This window comes from Microbulbifer maximicatervae (SeqCode) (genome assembly GCF_056232625.1).
In genome coordinates, this window is sequence record NZ_CP174324.1 from 4331263 (window position 1) to 4357144 (window position 25882).

The following is a 25882-nucleotide window of genomic DNA, read 5'->3' on the forward strand; positions in this document are numbered from 1 at the left end:
CGAAACGAAAAAATAAGTTTTGCAGCCACCGGGTATTCGGTGGCTGCCATTCACAATTAGCGCCCTTTCTTCATCAGGTTTTCGTATAGATCGATATAGGAGTCGACGATAACCTGTTTCGCATATGTCGTTGTGTACTCCTCAGCCGCATTTTCGATCAGGCTTTGGCGCAATTCCGGCGATTCGATAACGGACTTCATGGCTTTGGCTAATTCATCGGCATTATCTATAGGGGTAATCAGTCCGGTTTTGCCATTGGTAATTACTTCTCCAGGGCCCTGAGAGTCTGTCGCTACTATAGGGCAGCGATGGGCCCAGGATTCCATAACAATAGAGCCCAGGCCTTCGTGGCGTGATGGGCACACGAACATATCCGCAGTGCGCATCAGGGTGGTGACATCATTGCGCCAACCGAGGAAGCGAACCCGCTCTTCCAAGCCGAGTTGATGGCACAGGGATTTCAACTTGCTCTCCTCAGGGCCACTACCAGCGAGCCACAGAGTGGCGTTGGGTACCTGGGTGAATGAATGCAGGAGGGTGTCGAACCCTTTATTGATATGTAGGCGGCCTGCAGCCAGGATCAGGGGCCGGTCTTCCGGAGTATTGAAGCTGTTTCTAGGCAGCGGATTAACTGGTGTCTCATCGGCAAAATTGGGGATATGGAAAATCTTATCCTTGGGGATGCCTCCGTCCCTTAAATGCTGGCAGATACCTTTGCTGATGCCGATCCAATAATCTGCGTGACGGTAATACTTCAGGTTGTAATAGTGCCCTAGGCGGCTTACCAACCGGTATTTTTCAGAGTTGGGGGTGATTGAAGTTGCACGTCCCATCCAAGTCATCACGATATCCGGTTGCCATTGGTTCAGGGCATCCCGGTATTTTTTTCGGCCGAGAAAATCCAGCTTACCACCAAATTTAAAACCTTCGGTTTCAACATTGTTGCTACGCAGTGCCTGTACCCGGTGATCGTGGTTGCGAATAAACGCTTTTTCTGTAATTTCGCTGCGGGGATTTAATCCACTGACGAGACGCACAAAGAAATTCTCAGCACCACCGTGCTCAGCACCGGCGAGTATCTGTGCGACTCGAATTGGGTTATTACTCATAATCTATTGCATCTGATCGAATAGGGTGGGTGCAACACTACCTGAGTGTGCCATCCAGATTGATATCTTGAGCCCAAGCATAGTCGTGGCTAAAGGGCTGTAGGCTTGTGGCTTCGACAATATACTGAGCGTAGAGCTTCGAGTTCATTTCATTGTGGAAAAATTCCCTGGCCCGTGCGGCCCAGGCGCGTCGCTTGGCATCGTCACCGTTAAATTCGCGGATTTTTTCCAGTAGGTCCTGCTCATCGGAGAAATAAACGACGCTCTCCGCAGGCAGCAAGTCATCAAAATGTAATTTATCACTGGTGAACTGCAAAATACCGTTGCCCGCCAACTGCGCCATACGTGCTGAGGAGTACCAGTAATGGGTATCCTGGCGATTGAAATTCAACCCCATTTTGGTTTGAGATAGAGCGTGGTCGTAGTCGCGGCCCCAAACGGGTGCCTCGCCGAAGCTGCCATAGGTTTTAAAGTTCAGCGAATTCCCCAAGGCATCTTTCAGGTTTTTAACCATTTGCAAACGCTTGGTGAAATTATTGCTGTTACTGCAGAAAAGCAGGTCGATGGCTAAATCTGTGCGTTCAGCGTTATTGAGGTTTTCAATCGAGGGTTCAACCGGGTTCGGCATGTGATAAACACGAGCACCAAAGCCCTCAAATATTTTCAGTTCTCTTCGCCCGGTGGATACAAAAACTGCATCGACGACTTCCGCGCGGTATTTGATTCGCTCGACATTGCTGGGAACAAAGAGGGGATCATTATTGCAGTGAGCGATAAAGCAATTGGGCAGGCGTTGCTTAATGGTCTTCAGGGTGTCGTTCGTGATCATATCGCAGTGGCCTGCGATGATCAGGTCTGGCTCAAAGGCCTCGACAGTTTCCATCAAGCGTCGGTTCGCCTTTTTTACACCCAGGTCGCGAATACCAAAGGGTGCCTCAAATGCGGCGATATCGCGGTCGCTGAACACTTGGGTGTAGTGGTCATTTTTAATCAGGCCGAAGGTGAGCTTTTGTGCCCAGCTAACCCTTGTCTTGCCATAGCGCCGTAGCTGCTGATAGGCGATATTCAGCACTCTCATGTTGTGTACTCTCGAAATTCAACACGGAAACCCGGATAGCCTCTGCAGTCAGCGGCTGGTACGGTGGGCGCAGAGTATAACAGCTGGTACCCCGGTCTTGTCGCGGAAGCAGCGCGGCAAAACCGAAACCTAGGGAAAGACGAACCATGCCACAAGATAACAGTCGAACTGATTTAAACCCGGAGTTCACCGCTGATTCGGTAGACATAATTTCCAGGGAAACCGTGTTTAAGGGATTTTTCACTATGGTGCGCCTGCGATTGCGCCACCGCTTGTTTCGCGGGGGTTGGAGCAATGAAATAGAGCGGGAACTGTTTCAGCGCGGAGAGGCCGTTGGAGTCCTACTTTACGATCCTGTCAGGGACCTGTTGGCACTTACCGAGCAATTCCGCACTGGTGCCCTGGGGCGCCCAGCAGGGCCTTGGTGTCTTGAAGTGGTAGCCGGTATGGTGGAGAAAGGGGAGTGTCTGGAGGATGTAGCGCGCAGAGAGGTGTTGGAAGAGTCTGGATGTACTGTGGACGACCTGCACTTTATCCACAGTTATATCCCCAGCCCAGGGGGCAGCTCGGAGCGGATACATCTGTATTGTGCCCTGGTAGATTTGGAGCAGGCCGAGGGCATATTCGGCTTGGCTGAGGAAAATGAGGATATCCGTTTGCGGGTATTCCCGAGGCAGAACGTCGTAGATGCGATGCGGGGGAATTACGGCCCGGGAGAAAACCCGATAGACAATGCCACCACACTGATTTCGGTGCAGTGGCTAGAGTTAAATCGGAAGCGGTTTACTCATATGACGCCACCAGCCTGAGCGGTCACAGCTCTTTGCGCTACTTTACCTGCACAAAAGGTAAACTGAGATGTAAGTCACGGCGGTAAATGAATTGGAGTGTTGATAATGGCTCTAGTACGTGAGGTAGGTGCGCGCCAGCGCAGGCAGATGAAAATGTCGCCAAATGGCAACGGTAAAGCAGTATATCGCGTCGATTTACCGTCTTATCATGCCGACTGCGACGCTAACTACCTACGTCTACTGAGGCTGCTACCTGAGCTTTCAGAGAGAGAGCAATGGTGCTATCAAATCCCTGGTGGCAGCTTAAAGCTGAGAGTGGTAGCGAGATCCAGGTACACCACAGAAGTGTCACTGGACGCAGAGGTAAATCTCAGTGAAAGCCACTGGCTGGCATCTCCCAACCTGACCGCTCGTCTCTATCACGATGCGCGGATGGCAGAGGTGATAGCAGTTAATGGCTGTGGACCGGTAGGTGGTAAAGGAGTGGATATCGCTTACCCAAATTCCCGTATGCAGCGCGCAGATGAGAGGCCTCAGGCCAACCGTTTTCTCGGTGAGTGGCTTGAGTACTGTCTTGCAAATGGTCGCGCAGAATTTCAATTAGTGCTGGATGGCCGAAAAATTTAATTCTGCGGTAGAACACATGGATGTGATTACAAGGTGAGCAAGTGATTCGCGAGCACAATGAGCCTAGCAGGTCCGATAAGACCAATTCATATCGTCTGATCCAAATAACAGACCCACACATTGGCAGCCGGCCGGATTATCAATTACTGGGTTTGGATACCGGTCATACTTTGGATGAGGTACTGTCCGCAATCGTTTCCAGGCAGCAGGCAGCACAACTGCTGGTGGCGACAGGAGATATTAGCGCGAATGGGGCCGAGGCCTCTTACCGCCGGTTTCTTCAGAAAATGCGCAGGGTGCAGAAACCTTGGTACTGGCTACCGGGGAATCACGACTTAAGCTCTCGTATGAAACAGCTGGCTCCACAACGCTGTACAGAAGTGGTTGCCTTAGGAAATTGGCGCCTCTTGCTTCTCGATACCAGTGTTGAAAACCAGATATGTGGCGGTCTCAGCGAAGCTCAGCTTGAGCGTTTGCAGCTGCTGCTTTGGGAAACCCGGGAACACCCGGTAATGATCATGATGCACCACCAGCCGGTGCAGGTGGGTAGTAAGTGGATTGATGGCCATATGCTGCGCGATGGACGCGAGCAACTCTTGCAAATGGTATCCAAAGCGCCCCAAGTCAAAGCGCTCGTGTGGGGCCACGTACATCAGCAGTTTGATAACCATGAGGGCCGGGTCGGCTTACATGCGACACCCTCCACTTCTGTACAATTTACTCCGGGTAGTGGGCCTTTTGCTGTAGATGACGAGATGCCGGGATATCGTTGGTTCGATTTATATGATGACGGTAGCTATAAAACCGGAGTCGAACGGGTTGAGGTTTCAAAATATTCTGTCGATTTTGCATCTTCCGGCTACTGAGTCACTTCTCCTTGAGATGTGCCTGCTTTTTTGAAGTCCCACTTTGTGGGATTTCTATCGTGTTATTTAAGAGTTTCTAGCTCGCCTTTATTTGTAAAGCCTCCCTTTACGAACTTACCATTATCTTTTTTGTCTTCTGACCGTACAATGAAATTTCCCCAGACTTATGATCATTGATGATATTTGTTTAATGGGGCATACCAGAATCAATAGTAGTATTTGACAGTTGATAAAATACGCTAATAGGTACTGGGGTTTTATTTGCGCTACTGCCCCTCATTTCATGCGTATTTTGCAGCTACTCCGTCCGCTAAGTGGATAACATCGGGAAGTGAGGAATAATAATGAACAGAATATTTGTTTTACCGCTCATTGGCTTGGCGTTATTAGTCGGTGCCTGTGCTCATGATCCCAGTAAGGTGGGGGACTCAAAGTTGGCTGAACAGGAGGATAGCCAAGGTTTGGTTCCCAGATCCAGCTCGCTGGATGAAGTTGCCGCGGCCTTTGCTTTTGATATGAGCGGCTCCAAAGTGTTTATTGCCCCTGTGCAAATTGACTACACCAAGCGTTTTTCTTCGTTGCCGCGCACCCGCTACAGAGAGAAAGATTACGAGCTGGATGATAGGGACCTACAGCGGATGAATGCACTGTTGGTCAAAACGTTTGCCGAGAAGTTTCTCGAACCGCGTAACAGCGTGGTAGCAGAGGAGCAGGAAGAGGCAGATTACACATTGTCCTTATCCCTGGAGAAATTTTCGGTAGCTGCGCCACTGGACCCCTCTCCCTGGACTTGGCGCGTCTACACCGAGCAGAGTGCCTATGGGGTACTGGTTGGAACGCTTTATGATCGAGAGGGCAATGCAGTGATGCGCTTCCGGGATCGCCGCGATATCGGTGAGAACTTTGGTGCCTATGGCCCGGGTGGGCGCATGGAGCGTTTTACCAGTGTTACTTTCTGGTCTGATATGCGTGTAGATATGAGGCGGGCCTTTGCCAGTTTGAATCGCACATTGCTGTGATTCCCACACGGTTTGAGGCTTCTGGTTACATAGCGCCCCCGATTGGCGATATGGGCGCTATAATCACCGCCTATGCAAACTAATGATCTTCAGGGAAGGCCGGTGCTGATATATCTGCATGGCTTCCTTTCATCACCACAGTCCTTCAAATGCCAGTTGATGCGGGAATGGCTCCAGGCCCAATGCCCGCATGTTACCTTCTGTGCACCGCAGATTCCTCCCTATACAGAGGAGGCGCAGAAATCGTTGGTGGCTCTTGTGGAGGATCTCCTTCGGCAGCCCGATCAGGGACCCATTGGACTGGTGGGGAGTTCTATGGGGGGCTTTTGGTGCACTTACCTTGGTGAGCGCTTCCGATTGCCCGCTGTACTGATAAATCCCGCAGTGCGCCCCGCGCGCTTTATTCCAGCCTATGTGGGGAGAGTTTTAAAACCCTATAGCGGTGAAGAAGAGGAATTCCGTCTTACCCAGGTTGATGTAGATGCCATGCAGCGGGTACAGGCTGAATTGGAGAAGCCGTTGCAGAGTTGCTACTGGTTACTCGCCCAGCGCGGGGATGAAGTTCTGGATTATCGCGATGCGCAGGATTTCTACCAAGGACAACGCCAGACCATTGAAGACGGTGGCGATCATAGTTTTCAGGAGTTCGCACGCTACTGCGACCCTATCACCGAATTTCTATTTAACGAGCAGTAATCAATAAGAATTATGGCTAATTATTCCGCCGAAGATATTGAGGTACTCACGGGACTAGATCCGGTGCGTAAGCGCCCCGGGATGTATACCGATACCGCACGCCCAAATCACCTGGCTCAGGAGGTAATCGACAACAGTGTCGACGAAGCCCTGGCCGGATATGCCAAGAAAATTGAAGTAGTGTTACACAAGGACCACTCGCTCTCTGTCAGCGACAACGGCCGCGGTATGCCTGTCGATATCCACCCCGAGCAGGGACGGCCTGGTGTAGAGGTTATCCTCTCCACTCTGCACGCCGGCGGTAAGTTTTCCAATGATAACTACCAGTTTTCCGGCGGCCTGCACGGCGTCGGTGTTTCGGTGGTTAACGCCCTCTCTAAAGTGCTGGAGGTTACTATCCAGCGAGATGGCAAGGTTCATCGCATTGGCTTTAAGGATGGTGAAAAGGCCTCCGACCTGGAAGTAGTAGGTGAGTGCGGTAAGCGCACAACAGGCACCAGTGTTCGCTTCTTACCAGATCCCCAATATTTTGATTCCGCCAAATTTTCAGTGGTGCGCCTGCGACATCTTCTACGTGCCAAGGCGGTGCTCTGCCCGGGTCTCACGGTTACGTTTATCAATGAGCAGGATGGCGAGTCCGATGAGTGGTATTACGAAGATGGCCTCAAGGACTATTTGGCCGCTGCAAATCAGGGTTGGGAAGTACTGCCAGCAGAGCCATTTGTAGGCAGTTTTGCAGCTACTACTGAGGCGGCAGACTGGGCGGTTCAATGGTTGCCAGAGGGCGGAGAGGTCACCGCTGAGTCCTACGTAAACTTGATTCCCACCGCCCAGGGCGGTACCCATGTCAACGGTTTGCGGGCTGGCCTGCTGGAAGCAATGCGCGAATACTGTGAAATCCGCAATCTGCTACCGCGCGGAATTAAATTGGGACCAGAAGATATTTGGAGCCAGTGTTCTTACGTTCTCTCTGCCAAACTGGCTGATCCCCAATTCTCGGGCCAGACAAAAGAAAGACTTTCCTCCCGTGAAGCGACCGCATTTATTTCCGGTGTCGCCAAAGATGCATTCAGCTTGTGGCTGAACCAGCATACGGAAGAGGGCGATAAACTGGCGGAACTGTGTATTGGCAATGCACAGAAGCGCATGCGCTCCGCGAAAAAAGTTGCACGTAAAAAAGTTACTCAGGGACCGGCCTTACCTGGCAAACTGGCAGACTGCTCCAGTGGCGATACCACGCGCTCCGAACTCTTTCTGGTGGAGGGAGATTCAGCTGGTGGTTCCGCCAAGCAGGCGCGAGACCGGGAGTTCCAGGCTATCATGCCTCTGCGCGGTAAAATCCTGAATACCTGGGAAGTTGACTCAGGGGAAATTCTTGCTAGCCAGGAGGTACATGATATTGCTGTAGCCCTCGGTGTGGACCCGGGCAGCGATAACCTGGAAGGCTTGCGTTACAACAAAATCTGTATCCTCGCCGATGCCGACTCGGACGGCCTGCACATTGCCACGCTGTTATGCGCGCTTTTCTTGCGTCATTTCCGGCCGTTGGTCACTAACGGTCATGTCTATGTGGCCATGCCACCACTGTTCCGAATTGATATCGGTAAAGACGTTTACTATGCACTGGATGAATCTGAGAAACAGGGCATTCTCGATCGTATCAGTGCGGAAAAGAAAAAGGGCAAGATTCAGGTAACCCGATTTAAAGGGTTGGGAGAAATGAATCCTATGCAATTGCGTGAAACTACGATGGACCCCAATACCCGTCGTCTCGTACAGCTTTACATAGATTCAGGAGATGACAGTAATCAACTACTAGATATGCTCCTGGCTAAAAAGCGTGCTGGAGACCGCAAGCAGTGGCTGGAAAGTAAAGGGAATCTGGCTGAAGTGGGTTAAACTCTTAGCTTTCTAACATAGATATTGGTGTTGCCTTAGTGTACTAAGGCAACAGATCAATGCATATGATTAATATGGAGCGCTCTTCCTTTTGAGGGGCTCTATCTCTCTTTCAGAAGTTGTATCAGTTATTCAGCTTAATGGATGCCATTTCAGCTGGATATTATTTAATTCCTTTAGTTTAAATTTCTTGTTTTAGAATTATACTTATTTAAAATAGGCAACTTCATTGATGCGAAAATATATAGCCTTAGCATCTATGTGATATTTTCGATAAAAAAGAAGTGCACAAATCAATCCATTCTATTGGTTTTACTATTTTGTCATTTTCTAATTACCTATAGTCTAAATTATTTTAAAAGATGAAATAAGCACCATGTGACAAGTGCCTATATAATATCTTGACAGTGAGACTAGTAGTTTCGGGTATTTTCAAAGTCTAAAGTGATAGTGTCAAAAATTATATAATTTACGCCTTGCTTGACGAGATTGAATTTTGAGTATGCTATGGGATACATTAAGTGCCGTTGGTGAGCTTGTCGGTGCCTTTGCGGTTGTCGCATCTTTAGTCTATCTTGCCGCTTTAATAAGAGTTCAGAATAAAGAATCAAAGATTGCTTCTATGCATGAGATATCCATTGCTCATCGAGAAGCTGTGGCAGCAATTTGTGACGGACCAATGGCAGATATCTTTGCCAAAGCAATGAAGGATTTTGATTCTTTGTCGAGTGCCGATACTTTAAGGATCATTGGTTTTGTATATCGTTTTTTTAAAATCTGGGAAGAGGCCTATTTTCAATATAAGGCAAACAGACTGGATTTCACTATCTGGGACTCAATGACTCGCCAATACACTGCATATTTATCGATGACTCCCTTTAAGAGGATATGGGAATTGCGATCTGAATATGTAGCTCCCGAATTCCGTGATTATGTAAACTCTAGAAAGCCGGTAGATTTAGTTTTACCTAATTCAGCCAGTAAAAAGTGAACTCCTGCCAAGCCATCCGTCTGCTGAGTAATCCAGATCCCCGTAAGACGCCGCTCGATGTGGATACCAAACCGATCCGGCTCCCTATAGTCGATTTCTTAGAGTCCAGCGCCCCCTGGCTGAGGTCACCGATAAAGCCCTGCGCCAAGCGGTTTACTCCTGTGGGTTAACCACTGAATTGTTGGTGGTGATCCCCTCAGGCTGTAAAAACACCCAATTCAAAGAAGCCCCACAGCCTTTGGTGACTTGCCAGCAGCCAGCCTAGCCAAAGGGCAATTTTTTGTATCCCGAGCAAGAAACGCTGTGGTAGGATGCTACCTAATAAAAAATATTAGGTAGCATATTTAATATATGGTCATGCAGCATGAATAGCACGCTCCGGGATTTAAACCAGGCACAGCGTGATCGCATCGCCCACATAGACTTCACTCTGCTATTCAAGGGGGAAGCCAACCGTGCCGATCTGGTAGATCGCTTCAGCATCACACCTGCCCAGGCCACCAAGGATTTCACCCAGTATCGGGAACTGGCACCCGCTAATATCCGTTATGACGAAAAACTGAGAACCCACCTGCGTGGTGACCTGTTCAAGCCCCTGTTCGATTACGACGTGGTGCGCACCCTGGCCACCATCAGTCAGGGCTATGGCGACGGCTTTACCGGCAAGCTCAAACCGCCAATGGCTTGTGAAGCACCTTACCATCTGAATGAGCCCAGGCTGACCACTGTTGCCAGGGTGACCGAAGCCATTCACAAGGCCAAACCACTGGCCATTACCTATGTATCCCTGTCTAGCGGCGAATCCCAGCGTGAGATCGTGCCCCACACCCTGGTGGATAATGGCCTGCGTTGGCACATGCGGGGGTTCGACCGCAAGAGCGGCGAATTCCGTGATTTTGTGCTCACCCGTATCAAAGAAGCCACGCTGGTTGAAGGCTCCATCGACGAAGAGCAGGAAACCGCAAGCCAGGATCGACAGTGGAATCGTTTTGTGGAGTTGGAATTGGTACCGCACCCGCGTATCCAGCATCAGGAAGCCATCGAGCTGGATTACGGTATGGACAGTGGCGTAATGAAGGTCGAGATACGAGCCGCTACAGCAGGGTACCTATTGCGGCAATGGCATGTGGACTGCTCACCGACCCATACGCTCACCGGCCCCGAATACCAATTGTGGCTCCAAAACAGCCAAGCGCTATACGGTGTGCAAAACCTGATTTTGGCTCCTGGAAGAACAGAACAAGCGCCGGAATAAACCGAATTTCTGACTGAACAGAACTCTGATTTTAAAACAAGAATTTGAGCTGTCTTTAAAGACCCGCTTTAATCACTAGGAAACACAATGGACCACAGCGTACACAACAAACTTGTCTCATTTATCTGGAACATCGCCGATGACTGCCTGCGCGATGTGTATGTGCGGGGCAAATACCGTGACGTTATCCTGCCAATGGTGGTATTGCGCCGATTGGATACCCTGTTGGAGCCCACTAAAGACGATGTACTGGAAGAGGTTCGCTACCAAGAGGAAGAAATGCGGGCTACCGAGCTGGACGAAGAGCCGCTCAAAGAAGCTTCCGGCTACGTGTTTTATAACGTGTCCAAATGGACGCTCACCAGCCTGCATAATACGGCCACCAATAATCGCCAAATCCTGCTGGCCAACTTTGAGGAATACCTCAAAGGCTTCAGTGCCAACGTGCAGGAAATCATCGAGCGCTTTGAACTGAAAAGTAAAATCCAGCACATGATCAATAAAGACGTGTTGCTGGACGTGGTAGAGAAATTCGTCTCTCCAAAAATCAACCTTACCCCAGTAGAGGTACTTGATCCGGATGGTTACAAACTGCCTGCGCTTTCCAATTTGGGCATGGGCTATGTGTTTGAAGAGCTGATCCGAAAATTCAACGAAGAAAACAATGAAGAGGCTGGGGAGCACTTTACCCCAAGGGAAGTGATCGAGCTGATGACCCACCTGGTGTTCGATCCCATCAAAGACAATCTGCCCCTTACACTCACCGTGTATGACCCGGCCTGTGGTAGTGGGGGCATGCTCACCGAATCGCAAAATTTTATTGAGGAAAAATACCCGCTCGATGCTTCTTACAAAAGTGAGCGCGATATTTACCTCTACGGCAAGGAAATCAACGACGAAACCTATGCCATCTGCAAGTCCGACATGATGATCAAGGGCAACAACCCCGAGAACATCAAGGTCGGATCAACGCTGTCCACCGATGAATTCGCCTCCCTGCGTTTCGACTTTATGCTCTCCAACCCGCCTTACGGTAAAAGCTGGGCCTCGGAGCAAAAATACATCAAAGACAGCGGTGATGTGATTGACTCGCGCTTTAAGGTCAAGCTCAAAGACTATTGGGGCAATATCGAGGATTGCGATGCCACACCGCGCTCCAGCGATGGCCAGCTGCTGTTCCTGATGGAAATGGTCAGCAAAATGAAAGATCCAGCTGTGAGTACTGGTGCTGCTGCGGGTTCGTACACAAAGGGCAGTCGCATTGCGTCAGTCCATAACGGTTCCAGCCTGTTTACCGGTGATGCCGGTAGTGGTGAGAGCAATATCCGTCGATACATTATCGAAAACGATATGCTCGAAGCTATAGTACAGTTGCCCAACAACCTGTTCTACAACACCGGCATTACCACCTATATCTGGCTGCTCAATAACAACAAGCCTAAATCTCGTAAGGGTAAGGTGCAGTTAACTGATGCCAGCCTGTTGTACCGCAAACTGCGCAAAAACTTGGGTAAGAAAAACTGCGAGTTTGCGCCGGAGCATATCGCACAGATCACCCGTACCTATCTGGATTGTGCCGCGATAGAGCGTGAGCTGGACGTAAACGGAGACTCCACCGGTATTGCCAGTCAGGTATTCCGCAACGAAGATTTTGGTTACTACAAAGTGACCATCGAGCGGCCCGACCGGCGCAAAGCCCAGTTCACCGCCGAACGTATAGCGCCTTTGCGTTTTGACAAACAGTTAAGCGAAGTGATGGAGCACCTCTTTAGCGAATATGGCGATAAAGTGTATAAAACGTCGGGTTTCGGTAAAGGGCGAAAACAGAGCTTTTTAAAATCCATTGAGAAAGATATCCTCAATTGGTGCGAAGACAACGATATTAGCCTGAATGTCAAGGCCAAAGGCAAACTGTTGGATGTTCAATACTGGCAGACCTTGTACGAAGTATTTGAAACTGCGGAGTGGCTGGCAGAGGAATTGGGTCAAGGTGAGTTTGACGATTTTAATATTGTTAAAGAAAAAGTGGATGCCCTGCTAAAGGAGTACAAGGTCGCGCTTAAGGCGAGCGAAAAAAATAATATCTTCAATGCAGTAAGCTGGTACCACGAAACAGCCGCGAAAGTGATCAAAAAAGTGGTAAAACTCAGCGGCGATAAGCTGGATGAAGTGCTGCAACGTAACAGCTGTACCCAAGCGCAGCTGGCGGATTTTGGCTATTACCCAACCGATAAGAAAAACGAATACATTACCTATGAAACGAGTTCCGACCTGCGTGACAGTGAGTCCATCCCCCTCACTTATAAAGAGTCACTACTGAAAGAGGATGAGCCGCAAAGTATTCATCAGTACTTTCTCGATGAAGTAAAGCCCCATGTGAGTGAGGCCTGGATCAATCTTGACTCTGTCAAAATCGGCTATGAGATCAGCTTTAATAAATACTTCTATCGCCATAAACCACTGCGTTCATTGGAGACCGTTGCAGAGGAAATTATCAGCCTGGAACAAAAAGCCGAAGGGTTAATTGCCCAGATTCTGGGTGTGGATATTGAGCAGGTGCAGGGGTGATCAGTGGCCATGATTCGTAAAAAATTGTTGAGCCCCAAAAAAAGCTTAACCGGCGCAAGGGTAGGGGCCTTAGAAATACCAATTGGCTGGCATGTTGTTAGGTTTCGCGACCTATTTGATTTTGGTAAAGGTTTAAATATCACGAAAGAAAACTTGCAGCCTTCTGGGGTGCCATGTGTTAACTATGGTGAGGTGCATTCCAAGTATGGTTTTGAGTTGACGCCAAAAGAGCATGAACTTCGATGTGTGAGTGAAGACTATTTAAGAAAGTTTCCACGTTCGTTATTGAAGAAAGGTGATTTTGTTTTTGCGGATACTTCTGAGGATATTGAAGGCTCTGGTAATTTCACTCAGCTAGTTTCAGATGATGTAGTTTTTGCTGGTTATCATACTGTGATTTGTAGGCCTACAGGTGATAATGATTTGCGTTACTTGGCGTATTTGTTGAATTCTGAATCGTATAGGAATCAGATACGAACAGCTGTTAAAGGGGTGAAGGTATACAGCATTACGAAATCCATCTTAAAGAATACAAAGTTATGGTTTCCAAATGTAAAAGACCAGAAATGTTTATCGAATTTCCTAGACAAAAAAACCACCCAAGTCGACGAAGCCATTGCTATCAAAGAACGGCAAATCGCCCTGCTTAAAGAGCGCAAGCAAATCATTATTCAAAAAGCCGTGACCCAGGGGCTTGATCCTAACGCGCCCATGAAAGATTCCGGTGTGGATTGGATTGGGCAGATACCCGCGCATTGGGAGATGAAACGGGTCAAAAATATTTTCAGATTGGTGATGGAGCCTTCTGAGAAAAATAACGATCACGAACTTCTTTCTGTTTACACCGATATAGGTGTTAAGCCGCGCAGTGAATTAGAGGAACGAGGTAACAAAGCGTCAACTACTGACGGTTATTGGTTTGTTAAAAAGGGCGATGTTGTGGTCAATAAATTGCTCGCATGGATGGGCGCTATTGGTCTTTCAGAATATGACGGCGTTACAAGCCCGGCATATGATATTTTACGCCCTCAATTGCCAGTAAATGGCTATTTTTATCACTACTTGTTCAGATCAAATTTTTGCTCCGCAGAACTTAAGCGCCATTCTCGTGGAATTATGGATATGCGGTTGCGCTTGTATTTTGATAGGTTTGGAGTGGTCGAAGTGCCTTATCCACCGGTGGATGAACAGAATGAAATTATTCATTCATTGGAAATTCAGATGTATGAGATGGAAAAGGGTATTGATCACTTAAATATTCAAATTGAAAAACTCAAAGAATATAAAACCACCCTAATCAACAGTGCGGTGACTGGAAAAATCAAAGTTACCCCTGAAATGGCTGGTGTGGATAAAAAAGTGCAGGACGCAGTAGAGGCTTAGGGCAATGTTTACCGTCGACCATCAAACCAACCGCATCAGCCCGGTAAAAATCAAAACCTTCAGTGAGCTGGTTTTTACCGAGCGTAAGCACTTGCAGGAGTGGCTGGCCCACCAGCCCGATGCGCTGGGTGAGGAACTGCTGATTATCCAGAAAGAGTTTGATGGCTTTGACGATACCCGCGAACGCCTCGACCTGTTGGCGCTGGATAAAGAAGGCAACCTGGTGATTATCGAAAACAAGCTGGATGACAGTGGCCGCGATGTGGTGTGGCAGGCATTGAAGTATGCCTCTTATTGCGCCAGCTTAACCAAGGGCCAGATTGTCGAGATTTATCAGCAATATTTGCACCGCTTCTTTTCCCCTATCAGCCCGACAATTGAAGCCGGTGAATCGATCGCTCGGGTAGGTCAACCCCCTGAAGAAAACAGACAGGATGCCGCCACCCGCATCTGTGAATTTCTCGATGCGCCGGATCTGGATGAGGTCAAGCTCAACCTCGGCAATAGCCAGCGTATTATGTTGGTGGCTGCCAACTTCCGCAAAGAAGTCACCAGTACGGCGCTGTGGCTGTTAGGCCAGGGCATTAGTATTCAGTGCTTTAAAGTCACGCCCTATGCCCTGGGTGAACAACTGCTTATCAATATTGACCAGATCATACCCACGCCCGAAGCCAAGGAGTTGATGATCGGCATCAATGCCAAAGAAGCGGAAGAAAAAACCACCGAAGTAGTGGTGAAGAAACGTCATATCGTGCGAAGGGAATACTGGGAAAAGGCCTTGGAAGCCTTTCAAAAAAGCCAGTGCAACCTCTACGATAATATCAGCCCCAGCAAAGATCACTGGCTCTCGGCGGGCTCAGGCTTAAGCAGCTGCCCCTACAATTTGATTTTTAATAAGAGCGAGTTGCGCGTAGAGCTATGGATTAGCCGTAGTGCAACAGAGGAAAACAAATTCCTCTTTGATTTTCTGCTGGATCTTAAAGACGAAATTGAATCGAACTTCTCTGATAAATTGGAGTGGCTGCGTCTGGACGAAAAGAAATCCTGCCGCATTCAGTATTCCTGTGCATCAGATAGTTTCAATAAAGACACCTGGAAAGAATCCGTTGCCTGGCACTTGGAGCACATGTGCAGGCTAGAGCAGGCCTTAAAGAAGCCGCTGCAAAAAGCCGCCGAGGGACTTAAGCAACAAAGTTTTGCGTAGGGCAATGTAATGACCGTAGACCGCGGTCTGGAATATTTACAATCCTTGTAAGACTGTTGTTTGATTGAAAGACGGCAAGATGTCGGAAAATATCAATAAAAAGATGGGTTAGGGTAGATCGGTTGTTTGACTGATGCTTTACCGGCTAAGTCAATTGGTAGAATAAAAAGGACGTAAGATGGTTAGCAACACCAACGAACAGGCACTGGAGGCCGCAATTGAGCAGGCTTTAACTGGCACAACCATAGAAGCCGTCAAGGCAGCGGGGGGGATTGCCGATGGTGGAAAAGCTCAAGTCGAAGAGACGCCTGCTGACTACTTAGTCGGCAACGGGCGTTACAAACTAGGCCTGCCGACTGATTTCAACGCCCAGTATGCCCTTGATGAAAAGCTATTTTGGCGCTTCCTGGAAGATACCCAGAAGCCCGAGCTGACCAAGCTGAAAAAACACAATCCTTCCGACTGGCAGCGCAAGTTGCTGGAGCGCTACGACCGGCTGATGAAGAAGCACGGTATTCTCTATCTGCTCAAGAAGGGGCTTCCGGTAGATGACGCTCATTTCCACCTTATGTATCCCGCGCCGCTGGCCAGCAGTAGCGAGAAGGTTAAACAGAACTTTGGTGCCAATATTTTCAGCTGCACTCGCCAGGTGCGTTATTCCCTGAACAACCCACTTCAGGAAATCGACATGGTGCTGTTCGTGAATGGTATCCCGCTGGTGACGATGGAGTTGAAAAATGCCTGGACCGGCCAAACCGCCCGTTCCCACGGCCAGAAACAGTACCGGGAAGACCGCGACGTAAACCAGCCGTTACTGAACTTCGGTCGTTGCCTGGTACATATGGCTGTGGATACGGATGAAGTCTACATGACCACCAAGCTGGCCGGGCAAGCGACTTACTTCCTGCCCTTTAACAAAGGTCACAACCACGGTAAGGGGAACCCGCCAAATCGCTCTCTTTCAGGCAAGGGGGGCCATAAGACTGCATATTTGTGGGAGGAGGTGTTTAGCAAAGAAAGCATGGCCAACATCATCCAGCACTTTGTCCGGCTGGATGGCAGCAGTAAAGATCCTCTGCGCAAGCGCACCCTGTTCTTTCCTCGTTACCACCAGCTGGATGTGGTGCGTAAGCTGGTTGACCACGCTTCCAGGTGCGGTGTGGGCCATACCTATTTGATTCAGCACTCTGCTGGGTCGGGTAAGTCAAACTCCATTACCTGGGCAGCTTATCAGCTTATAGAGACTTACCCGGCATCAATGCAAGTTGCGAATGGGAAAAGCGTAGAACAGCCTCTGTTTGATTCGGTGATTGTAGTGACGGATCGCCGCCTGCTGGACAGGCAGCTGCGCGATAACATCAAGGAATTCTCCGAGGTTAAAAATATCGTTGCTCCGGCCCTTAAGTCTTCTGAGCTGAAGAGCGCGCTGGAGAATGGCAAAAAGATCATTATCACCACCATTCAGAAATTCCCGTTTATTGTGGACGGTATCGAGGATCTCAGCGATAAGCGCTTTGCGGTGATCATCGACGAAGCTCACAGCTCACAGTCTGGTATTGCCCACGACAATATGAATCGTGTGATGGGGCAGGACGAGGAAGAGGATGATCAGGACAAGATCCTTAAAACGATAAAATCTCGCAAGATGCGTGGCAATGCGTCTTACATGGCTTTCACTGCTACGCCCAAGAACACTACCCTGGAAAAGTTTGGTGAAAAACAGGAAGATGGGTCATTCAAGCCTTTCCATTTGTACTCCATGAAGCAAGCCATCGAAGAGGGCTTCATTCTGGATGTACTGGCTAATTACACGACCTACAAAAGTTATTACGAGATCGAAAAGTCCATCGCGGAAAACCCAGAATTTGATACCAAAAAGGCGCAAAAAAAACTGCGAGCCTATGTAGAGCGCAGCCAGCAGACCATCGAAACCAAAGCTGAAATCATGCTGGATCACTTTATTCCCCAGGTCGTCAATGCCAAGAAACTCAAAGGCAAAGCCAAAGGCATGGTGGTAACGCAGAACATTGAAACGGCCATCCGTTATCACAAGGCTATTACTCGCTTGCTGGAAGCGAGAGGTAATCCCTTCAAAGTCTTGATAGCCTTTTCTGGGGCGAAAGAAGTGGATGGTATTGAATACACGGAAGCGGAGATTAACGGATTTCCGGAATCTAAGACCAAAACCAAATTCGATACCGATGAATACCGCTTGTTAGTCGTGGCCAATAAGTACCTCACCGGGTTTGACCAGCCAAAGCTTTGTGCCATGTATGTGGACAAAAAGCTAGCGTCGGTACTTTGTGTTCAGACCCTTTCCCGTCTCAACCGCTCTGCCCCCAAGCTGGGTAAGAAAACCGAGGATTTGTTTATTCTGGACTTCTTCAACTTGGTCGATGAAGTAAAGGTTGCATTCGATCCCTTCTATACTGCGACATCATTGTCTCGGGCCACAGATATTAATGTGCTCCATGAGCTCAAGGACGCAATGGACGATGTGGGTGTGTATGAATGGTACGAGGTTGAGGACTTCGTAAAGCGTTACTTTAATAATGAAGATGCACAAACATTAAGCCCCATCATTGATATAGCCGCCGCCCGTTTCGAGCATGAGTTGGAGCTAGAGGATGATGAAAAAGTAGATTTTAAGATCAAGGCTAAGCAGTACGTAAAAATCTACGGACAAATGGCGTCTATCATGCCCTTTGAAATCGTGGCATGGGAAAAACTGTTTTGGTTCCTGAAGTTCTTAATACCGAAGCTAAAAGTGAACGACCCTGATGCGGACACTATCGACGAGCTATTGGAGTCCATTGATTTGAGTTCCTATGGCCTGCAAAGGGTAAAGCTGAATCACGCTATCAAGTTGGATGAGGCAGATACTGAGCTCGATCCCCAGAATCCAAACCCTCGTGGAGCTCATGGTGGGGATCAGCAAACAGATCCATTGGACGACATCATTTTGACCTTCAATGAGCGCTGGTTCCAGGGTTGGAGTGCAACACCTGAAGAGCAGAAAGTTAAGTTCATCAATATTGCTGAGAGTATCAAAAAGCACCCAGATTTTAAGGCCAAATACCAAGATAATCCTGATCCACACAACAGAGAACTAGCTTTCGAGAAAATGCTAAAAGAAGTGATGTTACGCAGGCGAAAAGATGAGCTGGAACTATACAAATTGTTTGCTGGGGACGCTGCCTTTAAAACTGCTTGGATGCAGAGTATGCAGCATGTACTTTCGGAGTGAATATCTGAAAGATCTAGTTGCTTTTGGTAGAATAAATATGTAGGTGGAAGGTGTGCTTTGTATGTAGGCTGCCTGATAAGGTCGAGGAGATATTACATGAAGCTCTTTTTACTTATTGATATATTTCTTTGCACTAATAGTTGGTAGTTAGCTACTCATCCATACCTTCTGCGATCACTTAGGGATGTACCCCCCTATCGAATTTGAGAAGTGTGCTTAAAGAGGTGTCTGGTTGGACTTGAGAACAACAAATCTGTTTGGTTTTATTGACTGGATAATGTCTATCTCGGTGGTGAGCGTCCTGAATACAAGCCCTGGCACGGAGTCAAGAGTATAACTCCCTTAATAGCTGTTGTTGAAACAACTAAAGGGGGATATCCAACCCGTATTAAGCTCTCAATTATCAAGAGCTTTAAAAATAGTAAAATTTTAACCTGGAGCAAAAAATCCCTTTGCAGATGGCAGCACAGCCATCTCAGGTGGCCTTCCATACTTCAACCCCATTAAGGTGGCCAGCTGTATGCACAATAAAATTGTGTGTGGTGGTGGCCGAGCTTCTGTTTAAGAGCCTGAGTTCTATTGGGTAAATACGGTACTTGGTAATTTAAAGAACGCGCTGCGAAACACTTACCATGCAGTTAGGCCGAAATATGTAAAGCGCCATTTTCCGGATTTCAATATCGATTTAATCGGAGATATGATTTATCGGCAGTCATTGAAAGTATGGTTTTCATCTATCTTCGAACGCTACCAACGCCGGGAAATTCGCTAAAAATTAGCTTGGCATAAGTGATAATTAGGCAATCTTAAAACTTATGTATTGCTTTAATAGAATTCGATTGCCATAACTATCATGAGTGTATGACACATTAAATTTGACCGCTGGTAGCATCAGGCTCAACAAGATCAAGTTGAATGGTGATCAAATAGGGAACGAAATATTTTCTATCCCGTGTACCGTTAGGGGGCGGTATAGTCGATGGTCAACAAAACCATGTAGTAGTTGAAACTGTGAATTTATAGGGATTAGTAAATTTATGATGGAGCCGGGGATTTGAAAAATGCGTACAGAGCGAGCCAAGGTGAGGTTGGCTTCAGATTTAACCCCTACAGTCTAACTCTGTGACGTGGGATTGAAGCTGCTGTTCGGAATCTTTTTTATTCATTGTTCTGTGCATAAGTTACTCTGATGCAGAGTGCGGTGGGGATCAGTTACACAATTAGGTTTACAGTCCCTAATTTCCTTGGCCCGTTAGGGTTGTACTGATTTTTTATGCAGTTATACAGAAGTTTCTTACCCTAAATTGTTAAATGGCTACCTGTGCTATCTATGTTGTTAGTTGTTCAAGAAATATTGAGTCATATTTTTTTGTGAAAATATACCCTCAAATTCAGACAGATTCCTATAAATTTTAAGACGTTAAGTTCGATTTTTTTGAAACTACTGTTCTAATTTATGGGGAAAAACTCTTTTTATCTAAAAAAGTTCACTTTATCACGTGAACCTTGTAGGCTTCTTGAAAATATTAGTGCATCAAGGTGCGTATTTTATTTTCCGCAGTGCTTTTTACTAGATACATTTTAGCGCTAAGAATAAGGATTCTAGAGAGACTTCGCATTGTCTGTGATAAGCATGAAAATTTTATTTGCTCCGGCACCAAGAATTATACATTTTTAAAAAAATACGATGACCTATAAGGAAAATATAGGATGAAATTTAATATCAACGTAGCAATATTGATATTTAGTGCATATCTTTCAGGGTGCAATGGATCTTCGAGCGGGGGAGATGATTCAGACACAGGTGGCGAGCTTACAGCTGCTACGATGGCGGTCCATTATGAGAAACCTAAAACGCTAACCTTTCGCTGGAGCGATGTTTCTGGGGCAACTTATTATCAGTTATTTGAAAATGCTGATGGGCACTCTGGGTTTGAACCTATTGGAAATCCCATTGCGCCAAAAGAAGAGCGCATTGAATTAGTGGTGCCTTTATTCAAAAAGCTTAATGCCCAATACTTATTGCAAACCTGCGATGATCAGAGATGTATCGATTCTGATGCAGTAGCGATTGATCAGGATGTGATAGGTAGTATCGGTTATTTTAAACCCAGTAATACGGATGCTGACGATCAGTTTGGTTGGAATCTAGCAATTAGCGATGATGGCAACCTGCTTGCAGTAGGTGCTCCTCGCGAAGATAGTGGTGGTGACCAAGAGGATAACCTGACACCTGATTCAGGTGCAGTTTATATTTTTATTCGGGAAGATGGCGAATGGACACAGCAAGCCTATCTTAAGTCTCCAGATCCTCAAGAAGCTGCAGAGTTTGGAACTGCATTGAGTCTTAGCGATGATGGTTATACGCTTGCAGTAGGGGCATTCAAGGAGAACGGGGAAAATGATAATTTTTCTGCGGGCGCTGTTCATATTTTTTCCCGAAGTAATGAAGGTTGGGTCCATAGCGCCCGACTTCAAGCAGACAATCAAGGAAATAATGACCTATTTGGCTATGCCCTTAGCCTTAGTGGGAATGGTTCTACTTTAGCAGTAACCGCACCCAGTGAAGATGGTGGTCTTGATGGCGATTCTATTGAAGATTCTGGAGCGGTATATGTGTTCCGTAATGAGGAGGGAAGTTGGTCACAGTATGCCTATATTAAGGCTGCTGATAGTTCTGAGGGGTTAGGTTTTGGTTCTTCGATAAGCCTTGATGATGCCGGGGCTTCATTCGCAGTTGGGGCTTATGCTGACAATGCAGAGGCAGGTTCCGTTTATCTATACCAGTTGGATGGTGAATCCTGGGTGGAAGATAGCAAGATATCGGCTAGTAATCCTGTCGCTGGTGGTTGGTTTGGATTTGCGCTCAATTTAAGTGGTAATGGGCAAACTCTAGCAGTTGGCGCCCCATTAAAAAGTGGATCTAACAGTGGCGCTGTCTACATTTTTTCTCGAAAAGAAAACACTTGGCAGCAAACTGCCTACTTGGAAGCTTCCAATCCTCATGTATCGGCTTACTTTGGAGAGGCGGTAAACCTGAGTGATGATGGCAGTTTTATCGCCGTGGGAGCATGGGGAGAGAAAAGCTATAGCCAAGGATTGTTCGGAGATAGTACAGACGAATCTTCAATTAGAGCAGGAGCAGTTTATACCTATATATTTAATGGCGTAGACTGGTCTAGTGAAGCTTATATTAAGGCGAGCAACACAGACTCGGGAGACCATTTTGGTGGCTCTGTTGCGCTAAGTGGAGATGGAGCTAGTTTAGCAGTAGGGGCGAACACTGAAGATGGAGCGGATAGCGGTTTGTTCGCAAACCCTGAGAGCAATGAAGCTGAAAATGCAGGAGCGGTTTATATTTATTGATTGGGCTGTATAATTTATATTTACGTATAAAGTTAGTTGTTTGAGTTTAAATGGTATTGTTATCATTAATCTAGACCGAACGGAATACGTACAATGTAAATTTTATAAATCTTTATTCTAAGTATAGATTTTATGCTGCTCAGGTAAATCAAAAGATTTTCCTAGAGCAGCAATATATCTAGAGTTTTAGCTAAAGCTTAGCTGGATAGTGAAAGAAAAGGATATCTTTAATATTTATAACTCTCTTTAAGTCTGAGCTTGTAATCAAGCTCAGCTAGTGAAATGTGAGTTTGGTTCTAAATTTTAATCTCATACTTATATCTAGTTCAATTCTTTAATGCATAAGTATTTGTTCGCTTTTTTTTGAGTAGATGGCGCGAAGTACTTTTTTGCTAATCTGAGGCAGTCCTTCTATCGATATTGGGGAGACAGCAAAATGTGTGGGCTGCTAGCTGTATTTTCAAATACCGTTGTATACAACCGGGAACAGATTTATCGAGCATTACAACCCCTTTCCCATCGAGGGCCTGATGGTGAAGGGTTCTGGTCATCAGGAGATGGACGGGCCTGGCTGGCTCATAAGCGCCTCAGTATTATTGACTTGGAAGGTGGTCAGCAGCCACTATTGAGTGATGATGGAGAGATAGCCTGCATTGTTAATGGTGAATTTTATAATTATTTAGAGATAAAAGATGATTTGATAAGGCGGAACTATCGTTTTCTTACACAATCGGATAGTGAAATACTTATCGGCCTATACCAAGAGTTTGGTGTTTATAGCCTGGAATATCTACGAGGGGAATTTTCTTTCGTACTTTACGATAAAAGAAAAAACTTAATATTTTCTGCTCGAGATAGGTTTGGAATAAAACCTCTATTTTATTATTGGGCAGATGGATGCTTGTGTTTTGCATCAGAAGTTAAGGCCTTCAAAGCGCTTGGCTTGCCGATAGATTGGAATCCACATACTTTTTGGCAAGAAATTAGCTTCTTGCATGCTCCAGCTTCTAGTTTGTTTAACAATGTTCATGAGCTTCCTCCTGGTCATTATGGTTTGGCCTATTTGGATGATCTACAATTTTCGACTCATCTTTATTGGAATTTACACTTCCCCACTATTGCGGAACAAGTAAGTAATGTTTTCGATGAGAAAGAGGTTATTAGTGAGGTGCGCGAGCGCTTCTCTGAATCGATTAAGTTAAGGCTCAAAGCTGATGTACCTGTTGCCTGCTATTTGAGTGGTGGCATAGATGCCTCTTCCGTGCTTGGTATAGCGCAAGGTATGGTGGATAAGCCGATCGATGCATTCACCTTATCTTTTGATCATCAGGCCTATGATGAGTCCTCTAACGCAAAATCCATGACTGATTACTTGGGCAGTAATTATCACCCTGTTGAAATTGATAGTGACACACTGATCTCTTGCTTTGAGGATACTGCTTATACCGGCGAAAAAATGTTCTTTAACGGTAACGCTATCACTAAATATGTTCTAAGCCGAGTTGTTCGAGAGCACGGTTATAAAGTGGTTCTTACTGGGGATGGAGCAGATGAAGTATTTGCTGGTTACGGTTGGTTCAGGCAAGATTTTATCGAAAATTATTTAGATACAATTCCAAAAAAAGAAAAGCAAGCTATCTTGCAGAAATTGCAGTCTGGTGATCCTATTTCCGAAGGCGTTTTTATGGCCTCTACAAGAATGCATCAGTCACAGGTGGTGAAGTCAGCCCTTGGCTTCTTTCCAAACTGGATGCAGAGCTTTATGGATATGGGCACAAAGATATTCCCATTGTTTTGTGAGGATTATGCCAAGTATATACAGCACTTACAGCCTGCAGAAACCCTGTTGGAACACTTGGGAGGTGCCTTTTCGGTTAAGAACAGGTCTATTTTATCAAAAAGTCTATATACCTTTACCAAGTCTATGCTGCCCCACTATGTTCTTACAATGATGGGGGATAGAACAGAAATGGCTCACTCTGTCGAAGGGCGCCTACCTTTTCTGGATCATCACCTGGTTGAGTATGTCTCAGTATTACCGGATAAATACAAGATTCGCGGGTTAACGGAGAAATATATACTCAGAGAAGCCATGAAACCTGTGTTAACAGAGCAAGTATACAAGAAGCAAAAACAGCCTCTTTGGACTCCGCCACTTACGGATAAGAAAAACAGGAAACTTCATGAATATATGAAGGATATTGTTCATAGCCGTGCAACTTTGGATATGCCGTTTTTGGATCACAAGAAGGCAATTAGATTTTTTGATAATAGTGATAGCTTATTGCAAGCCGATCAGAATGTTGTTGATGCTGTAAAATACCTTATCGTGAGTGGTATTTTGTTGCACAAGCGATTGGTTATGTCTTAGGATTTAATTTTATACTTCAGTGGTTTTGATGGTTTACTCTGGATATTTAAATAAAAGGTAAAATAACAATTCTTTAGCAGGAGCTGCAGTGCAGGAATTTCTCTAAATTGAGCCCGAATAAAATACTTCTATCCGGGCGTTTTGGTATTCTAGTTTCTACCAGCAATTACCCCGCCATCAATGTCCCAAATGGCTCCTGTTATCCAACTTGCTTTGTCGCTTAAAAGAAAGTCTACGACATCAGCGATGTCCTTGGGGGTACCAACTCTGCCAATAGGGTGAAAGCTATCGAAGGAGGCAAGTACTTGGTCTATTTCCCCTGGATCGATAAAGGATTCATAAATAGGCGTCTTAACCACCGCAGGGGATACTGCATTAACCCGAATATTGTGATCGGCCAGCTCCATCGCCATATGTTGGGTGAGCGAATGTAAACCGGCTTTGGCCATTGAATAGGCAGAGGAGGGTGTCGCCTTTACCGATTGTTTGGCCCACATGGAGCCAATATTCACTACACACCCTCCGCCGTTGTCTACCATGTTTCTTGTTACGGCCTGGCTAATAAAGAAGGTGGCACGGTTGAGGTCGAGATAAGTGTCGTAGTCTTCCCGGGTATGTTCAAGAAATGCAGTAGGATTAAAATATCCAGCGGCGTTTACCAGGTATTTAAAATGATGATTGCTGGATTTTATATATTCGATAATATTGCTGATATCAGCCTGTTGATAGAGGTCTGCCTGAAGTGCTTCTGCAGAGCCCATCTGAGTTAATTCGTTGTGGGCTCTTTCAAGTTTGTTGAGATTATTGCCAATAATAACTGTGTGAATTCCCTGTTTCACCAGCAGGTTTGCAATGGCGAGTCCCATACCACTGGAACCACCAACGATTAAGGCAACTTCTTTTTGTTCAGTAGAATCTGGTCTTTTAGTGGAGTCACTCATATTATTTCCTCACTGAGATATGCTCATTACGTGAGTGGAGTTTAGAAAAGAACCGGATAGGTTGAAAAGTAAGCACAAAATGGTGCACTAGTTACTTTTTGGTAAGTATTGATGAAATCAGAGAAAAATATGCTCACGCGAAAGCGCCCGCCCAAGAGAAGTGCCAGAATGGTTGAGACTATCTATGGCTGTAAATGGTCCCTTACTGTCTATCAGCTTTTGGCTAGAGGGGTAAATCGACCGGGGGAAATGGTTCGCAGCGTTGAGGGTTTGACTACCAAAGTCCTGAATGAATGTTTACGTAGAAATATGGAGTTTGGGATACTGGAGCGGATCAGCTATGCAGAGATTCCTCCCCGTGTGGAATATAACGTTACAGAATTTGGACAGAAATTCCTGAGAATTCTGGACGACTTGGAAAAGCTACAAGAAGAAATTGACGGCTCAGATTTATCTGAAAGTAAATAACTT

18 protein-coding genes are annotated in these 25882 nt (G+C 46.5%); 15 read left to right on the forward strand and 3 right to left on the reverse strand.

What is annotated here, in order from left to right:
* Positions 1–56: 56 nt before the first annotated feature.
* Both ACJJI6_RS19040 and ACJJI6_RS19045 read right to left on the reverse strand, forming a co-directional pair.
* A complete protein-coding gene (locus tag ACJJI6_RS19040) occupies positions 57–1109 on the reverse strand; it encodes a glycosyltransferase (protein WP_475711704.1) in 1053 nt (350 codons plus the stop codon).
* 37 nt (positions 1110–1146) lie between these two features.
* A complete protein-coding gene (locus ACJJI6_RS19045) occupies positions 1147–2187 on the reverse strand; it encodes a glycosyltransferase family protein (protein WP_475711705.1) in 1041 nt (346 codons plus the stop codon).
* Positions 2188–2333: 146 nt separating this feature from the next.
* Between ACJJI6_RS19045 and ACJJI6_RS19050 the strand changes: the two genes are divergently transcribed.
* The 14 genes from ACJJI6_RS19050 (at position 2334) to asnB (ending at position 24470) form a co-directional block, all read left to right on the forward strand.
* Positions 2334–2996: an NUDIX domain-containing protein gene (locus tag ACJJI6_RS19050; RefSeq protein ID WP_475711707.1), complete on the forward strand. Its 663-nt coding sequence runs from the start codon at positions 2334–2336 to the stop codon at positions 2994–2996.
* 87 nt (positions 2997–3083) lie between these two features.
* Positions 3084–3605 carry a DUF1249 domain-containing protein gene (locus ACJJI6_RS19055; protein WP_413663544.1) on the forward strand — a complete coding sequence of 174 codons (522 nt, stop codon included), beginning with the start codon at positions 3084–3086 and terminating at the stop codon, positions 3603–3605.
* A gap of 41 nt (positions 3606–3646) precedes the next feature.
* A complete protein-coding gene (gene cpdA / locus ACJJI6_RS19060) occupies positions 3647–4471 on the forward strand; it encodes a 3',5'-cyclic-AMP phosphodiesterase (protein WP_444892187.1) in 825 nt (274 codons plus the stop codon).
* 344 nt (positions 4472–4815) lie between these two features.
* Entirely contained in the window at positions 4816–5490 is a 675-nt protein-coding gene (locus ACJJI6_RS19065) for a hypothetical protein (protein WP_475711709.1), read from the forward strand.
* Between the two features lie 102 nt (positions 5491–5592).
* Entirely contained in the window at positions 5593–6186 is a 594-nt protein-coding gene (locus tag ACJJI6_RS19070) for a YqiA/YcfP family alpha/beta fold hydrolase (RefSeq protein WP_475711711.1), read from the forward strand.
* 12 nt (positions 6187–6198) lie between these two features.
* Entirely contained in the window at positions 6199–8085 is a 1887-nt protein-coding gene (parE, locus tag ACJJI6_RS19075) for a DNA topoisomerase IV subunit B (RefSeq protein WP_475711713.1), read from the forward strand.
* A 496-nt stretch (positions 8086–8581) separates the two neighbouring features.
* On the forward strand, positions 8582–9076 hold the full coding sequence (locus ACJJI6_RS19080) for a hypothetical protein (protein WP_475711714.1): 495 nt from the start codon (positions 8582–8584) through the stop codon (positions 9074–9076).
* 364 nt (positions 9077–9440) lie between these two features.
* The gene (locus ACJJI6_RS19085; protein WP_475711716.1) at positions 9441–10331 is read left to right on the forward strand and encodes a WYL domain-containing protein; all 891 of its coding nucleotides are present in this window, start codon (positions 9441–9443) and stop codon (positions 10329–10331) included.
* A gap of 87 nt (positions 10332–10418) precedes the next feature.
* Entirely contained in the window at positions 10419–12899 is a 2481-nt protein-coding gene (locus ACJJI6_RS19090) for a type I restriction-modification system subunit M (RefSeq protein WP_475711718.1), read from the forward strand.
* A gap of 9 nt (positions 12900–12908) precedes the next feature.
* Complete coding sequence (locus ACJJI6_RS19095) at positions 12909–14282, forward strand: restriction endonuclease subunit S (RefSeq protein WP_475713472.1); 1374 nt, start codon at positions 12909–12911, stop codon at positions 14280–14282.
* Positions 14283–14286: 4 nt separating this feature from the next.
* The gene (locus tag ACJJI6_RS19100; RefSeq protein ID WP_475711720.1) at positions 14287–15486 is read left to right on the forward strand and encodes a DUF4268 domain-containing protein; all 1200 of its coding nucleotides are present in this window, start codon (positions 14287–14289) and stop codon (positions 15484–15486) included.
* A 178-nt stretch (positions 15487–15664) separates the two neighbouring features.
* On the forward strand, positions 15665–18733 hold the full coding sequence (locus ACJJI6_RS19105; RefSeq protein WP_475711722.1) for a type I restriction endonuclease subunit R: 3069 nt from the start codon (positions 15665–15667) through the stop codon (positions 18731–18733).
* A 1710-nt stretch (positions 18734–20443) separates the two neighbouring features.
* Positions 20444–22099: a histidine kinase gene (locus tag ACJJI6_RS19110; RefSeq protein WP_475711724.1), complete on the forward strand. Its 1656-nt coding sequence runs from the start codon at positions 20444–20446 to the stop codon at positions 22097–22099.
* Between the two features lie 436 nt (positions 22100–22535).
* Complete coding sequence (gene asnB, locus ACJJI6_RS19115; RefSeq protein WP_475711726.1) at positions 22536–24470, forward strand: asparagine synthase (glutamine-hydrolyzing); 1935 nt, start codon at positions 22536–22538, stop codon at positions 24468–24470.
* Between the two features lie 149 nt (positions 24471–24619).
* Here the strand turns inward: asnB and ACJJI6_RS19120 are convergent, their stop codons facing one another.
* A complete protein-coding gene (locus ACJJI6_RS19120; RefSeq protein WP_475711728.1) occupies positions 24620–25411 on the reverse strand; it encodes an SDR family NAD(P)-dependent oxidoreductase in 792 nt (263 codons plus the stop codon).
* 111 nt (positions 25412–25522) lie between these two features.
* Between ACJJI6_RS19120 and ACJJI6_RS19125 the strand changes: the two genes are divergently transcribed.
* A complete protein-coding gene (locus tag ACJJI6_RS19125) occupies positions 25523–25879 on the forward strand; it encodes a winged helix-turn-helix transcriptional regulator (protein WP_444907094.1) in 357 nt (118 codons plus the stop codon).
* Positions 25880–25882 lie beyond the last annotated feature (3 nt).

Bases quoted from the DNA above. Each gene is read 5' to 3' on its own strand.
- ACJJI6_RS19040 (WP_475711704.1), bottom strand. From the start codon at position 1,109: ATGAGTAATAACCCAATTCGAGTCGCACAGATACTCGCCGGTGCTGAG.
- ACJJI6_RS19045 (WP_475711705.1), bottom strand. From the start codon at position 2,187: ATGAGAGTGCTGAATATCGCCTATCAGCAGCTACGGCGCTATGGCAAG.
- ACJJI6_RS19050 (WP_475711707.1), top strand. From the start codon at position 2,334: ATGCCACAAGATAACAGTCGAACTGATTTAAACCCGGAGTTCACCGCT.
- ACJJI6_RS19055 (WP_413663544.1), top strand. From the start codon at position 3,084: ATGGCTCTAGTACGTGAGGTAGGTGCGCGCCAGCGCAGGCAGATGAAA.
- ACJJI6_RS19065 (WP_475711709.1), top strand. From the start codon at position 4,816: ATGAACAGAATATTTGTTTTACCGCTCATTGGCTTGGCGTTATTAGTC.
- parE (WP_475711713.1), top strand. From the start codon at position 6,199: ATGGCTAATTATTCCGCCGAAGATATTGAGGTACTCACGGGACTAGAT.
- ACJJI6_RS19085 (WP_475711716.1), top strand. From the start codon at position 9,441: ATGAATAGCACGCTCCGGGATTTAAACCAGGCACAGCGTGATCGCATC.
- ACJJI6_RS19090 (WP_475711718.1), top strand. From the start codon at position 10,419: ATGGACCACAGCGTACACAACAAACTTGTCTCATTTATCTGGAACATC.
- ACJJI6_RS19095 (WP_475713472.1), top strand. From the start codon at position 12,909: ATGATTCGTAAAAAATTGTTGAGCCCCAAAAAAAGCTTAACCGGCGCA.
- ACJJI6_RS19100 (WP_475711720.1), top strand. From the start codon at position 14,287: ATGTTTACCGTCGACCATCAAACCAACCGCATCAGCCCGGTAAAAATC.
- ACJJI6_RS19105 (WP_475711722.1), top strand. From the start codon at position 15,665: ATGGTTAGCAACACCAACGAACAGGCACTGGAGGCCGCAATTGAGCAG.
- ACJJI6_RS19110 (WP_475711724.1), top strand. From the start codon at position 20,444: ATGAAATTTAATATCAACGTAGCAATATTGATATTTAGTGCATATCTT.
- asnB (WP_475711726.1), top strand. From the start codon at position 22,536: ATGTGTGGGCTGCTAGCTGTATTTTCAAATACCGTTGTATACAACCGG.
- ACJJI6_RS19120 (WP_475711728.1), bottom strand. From the start codon at position 25,411: ATGAGTGACTCCACTAAAAGACCAGATTCTACTGAACAAAAAGAAGTT.
- ACJJI6_RS19125 (WP_444907094.1), top strand. From the start codon at position 25,523: ATGAAATCAGAGAAAAATATGCTCACGCGAAAGCGCCCGCCCAAGAGA.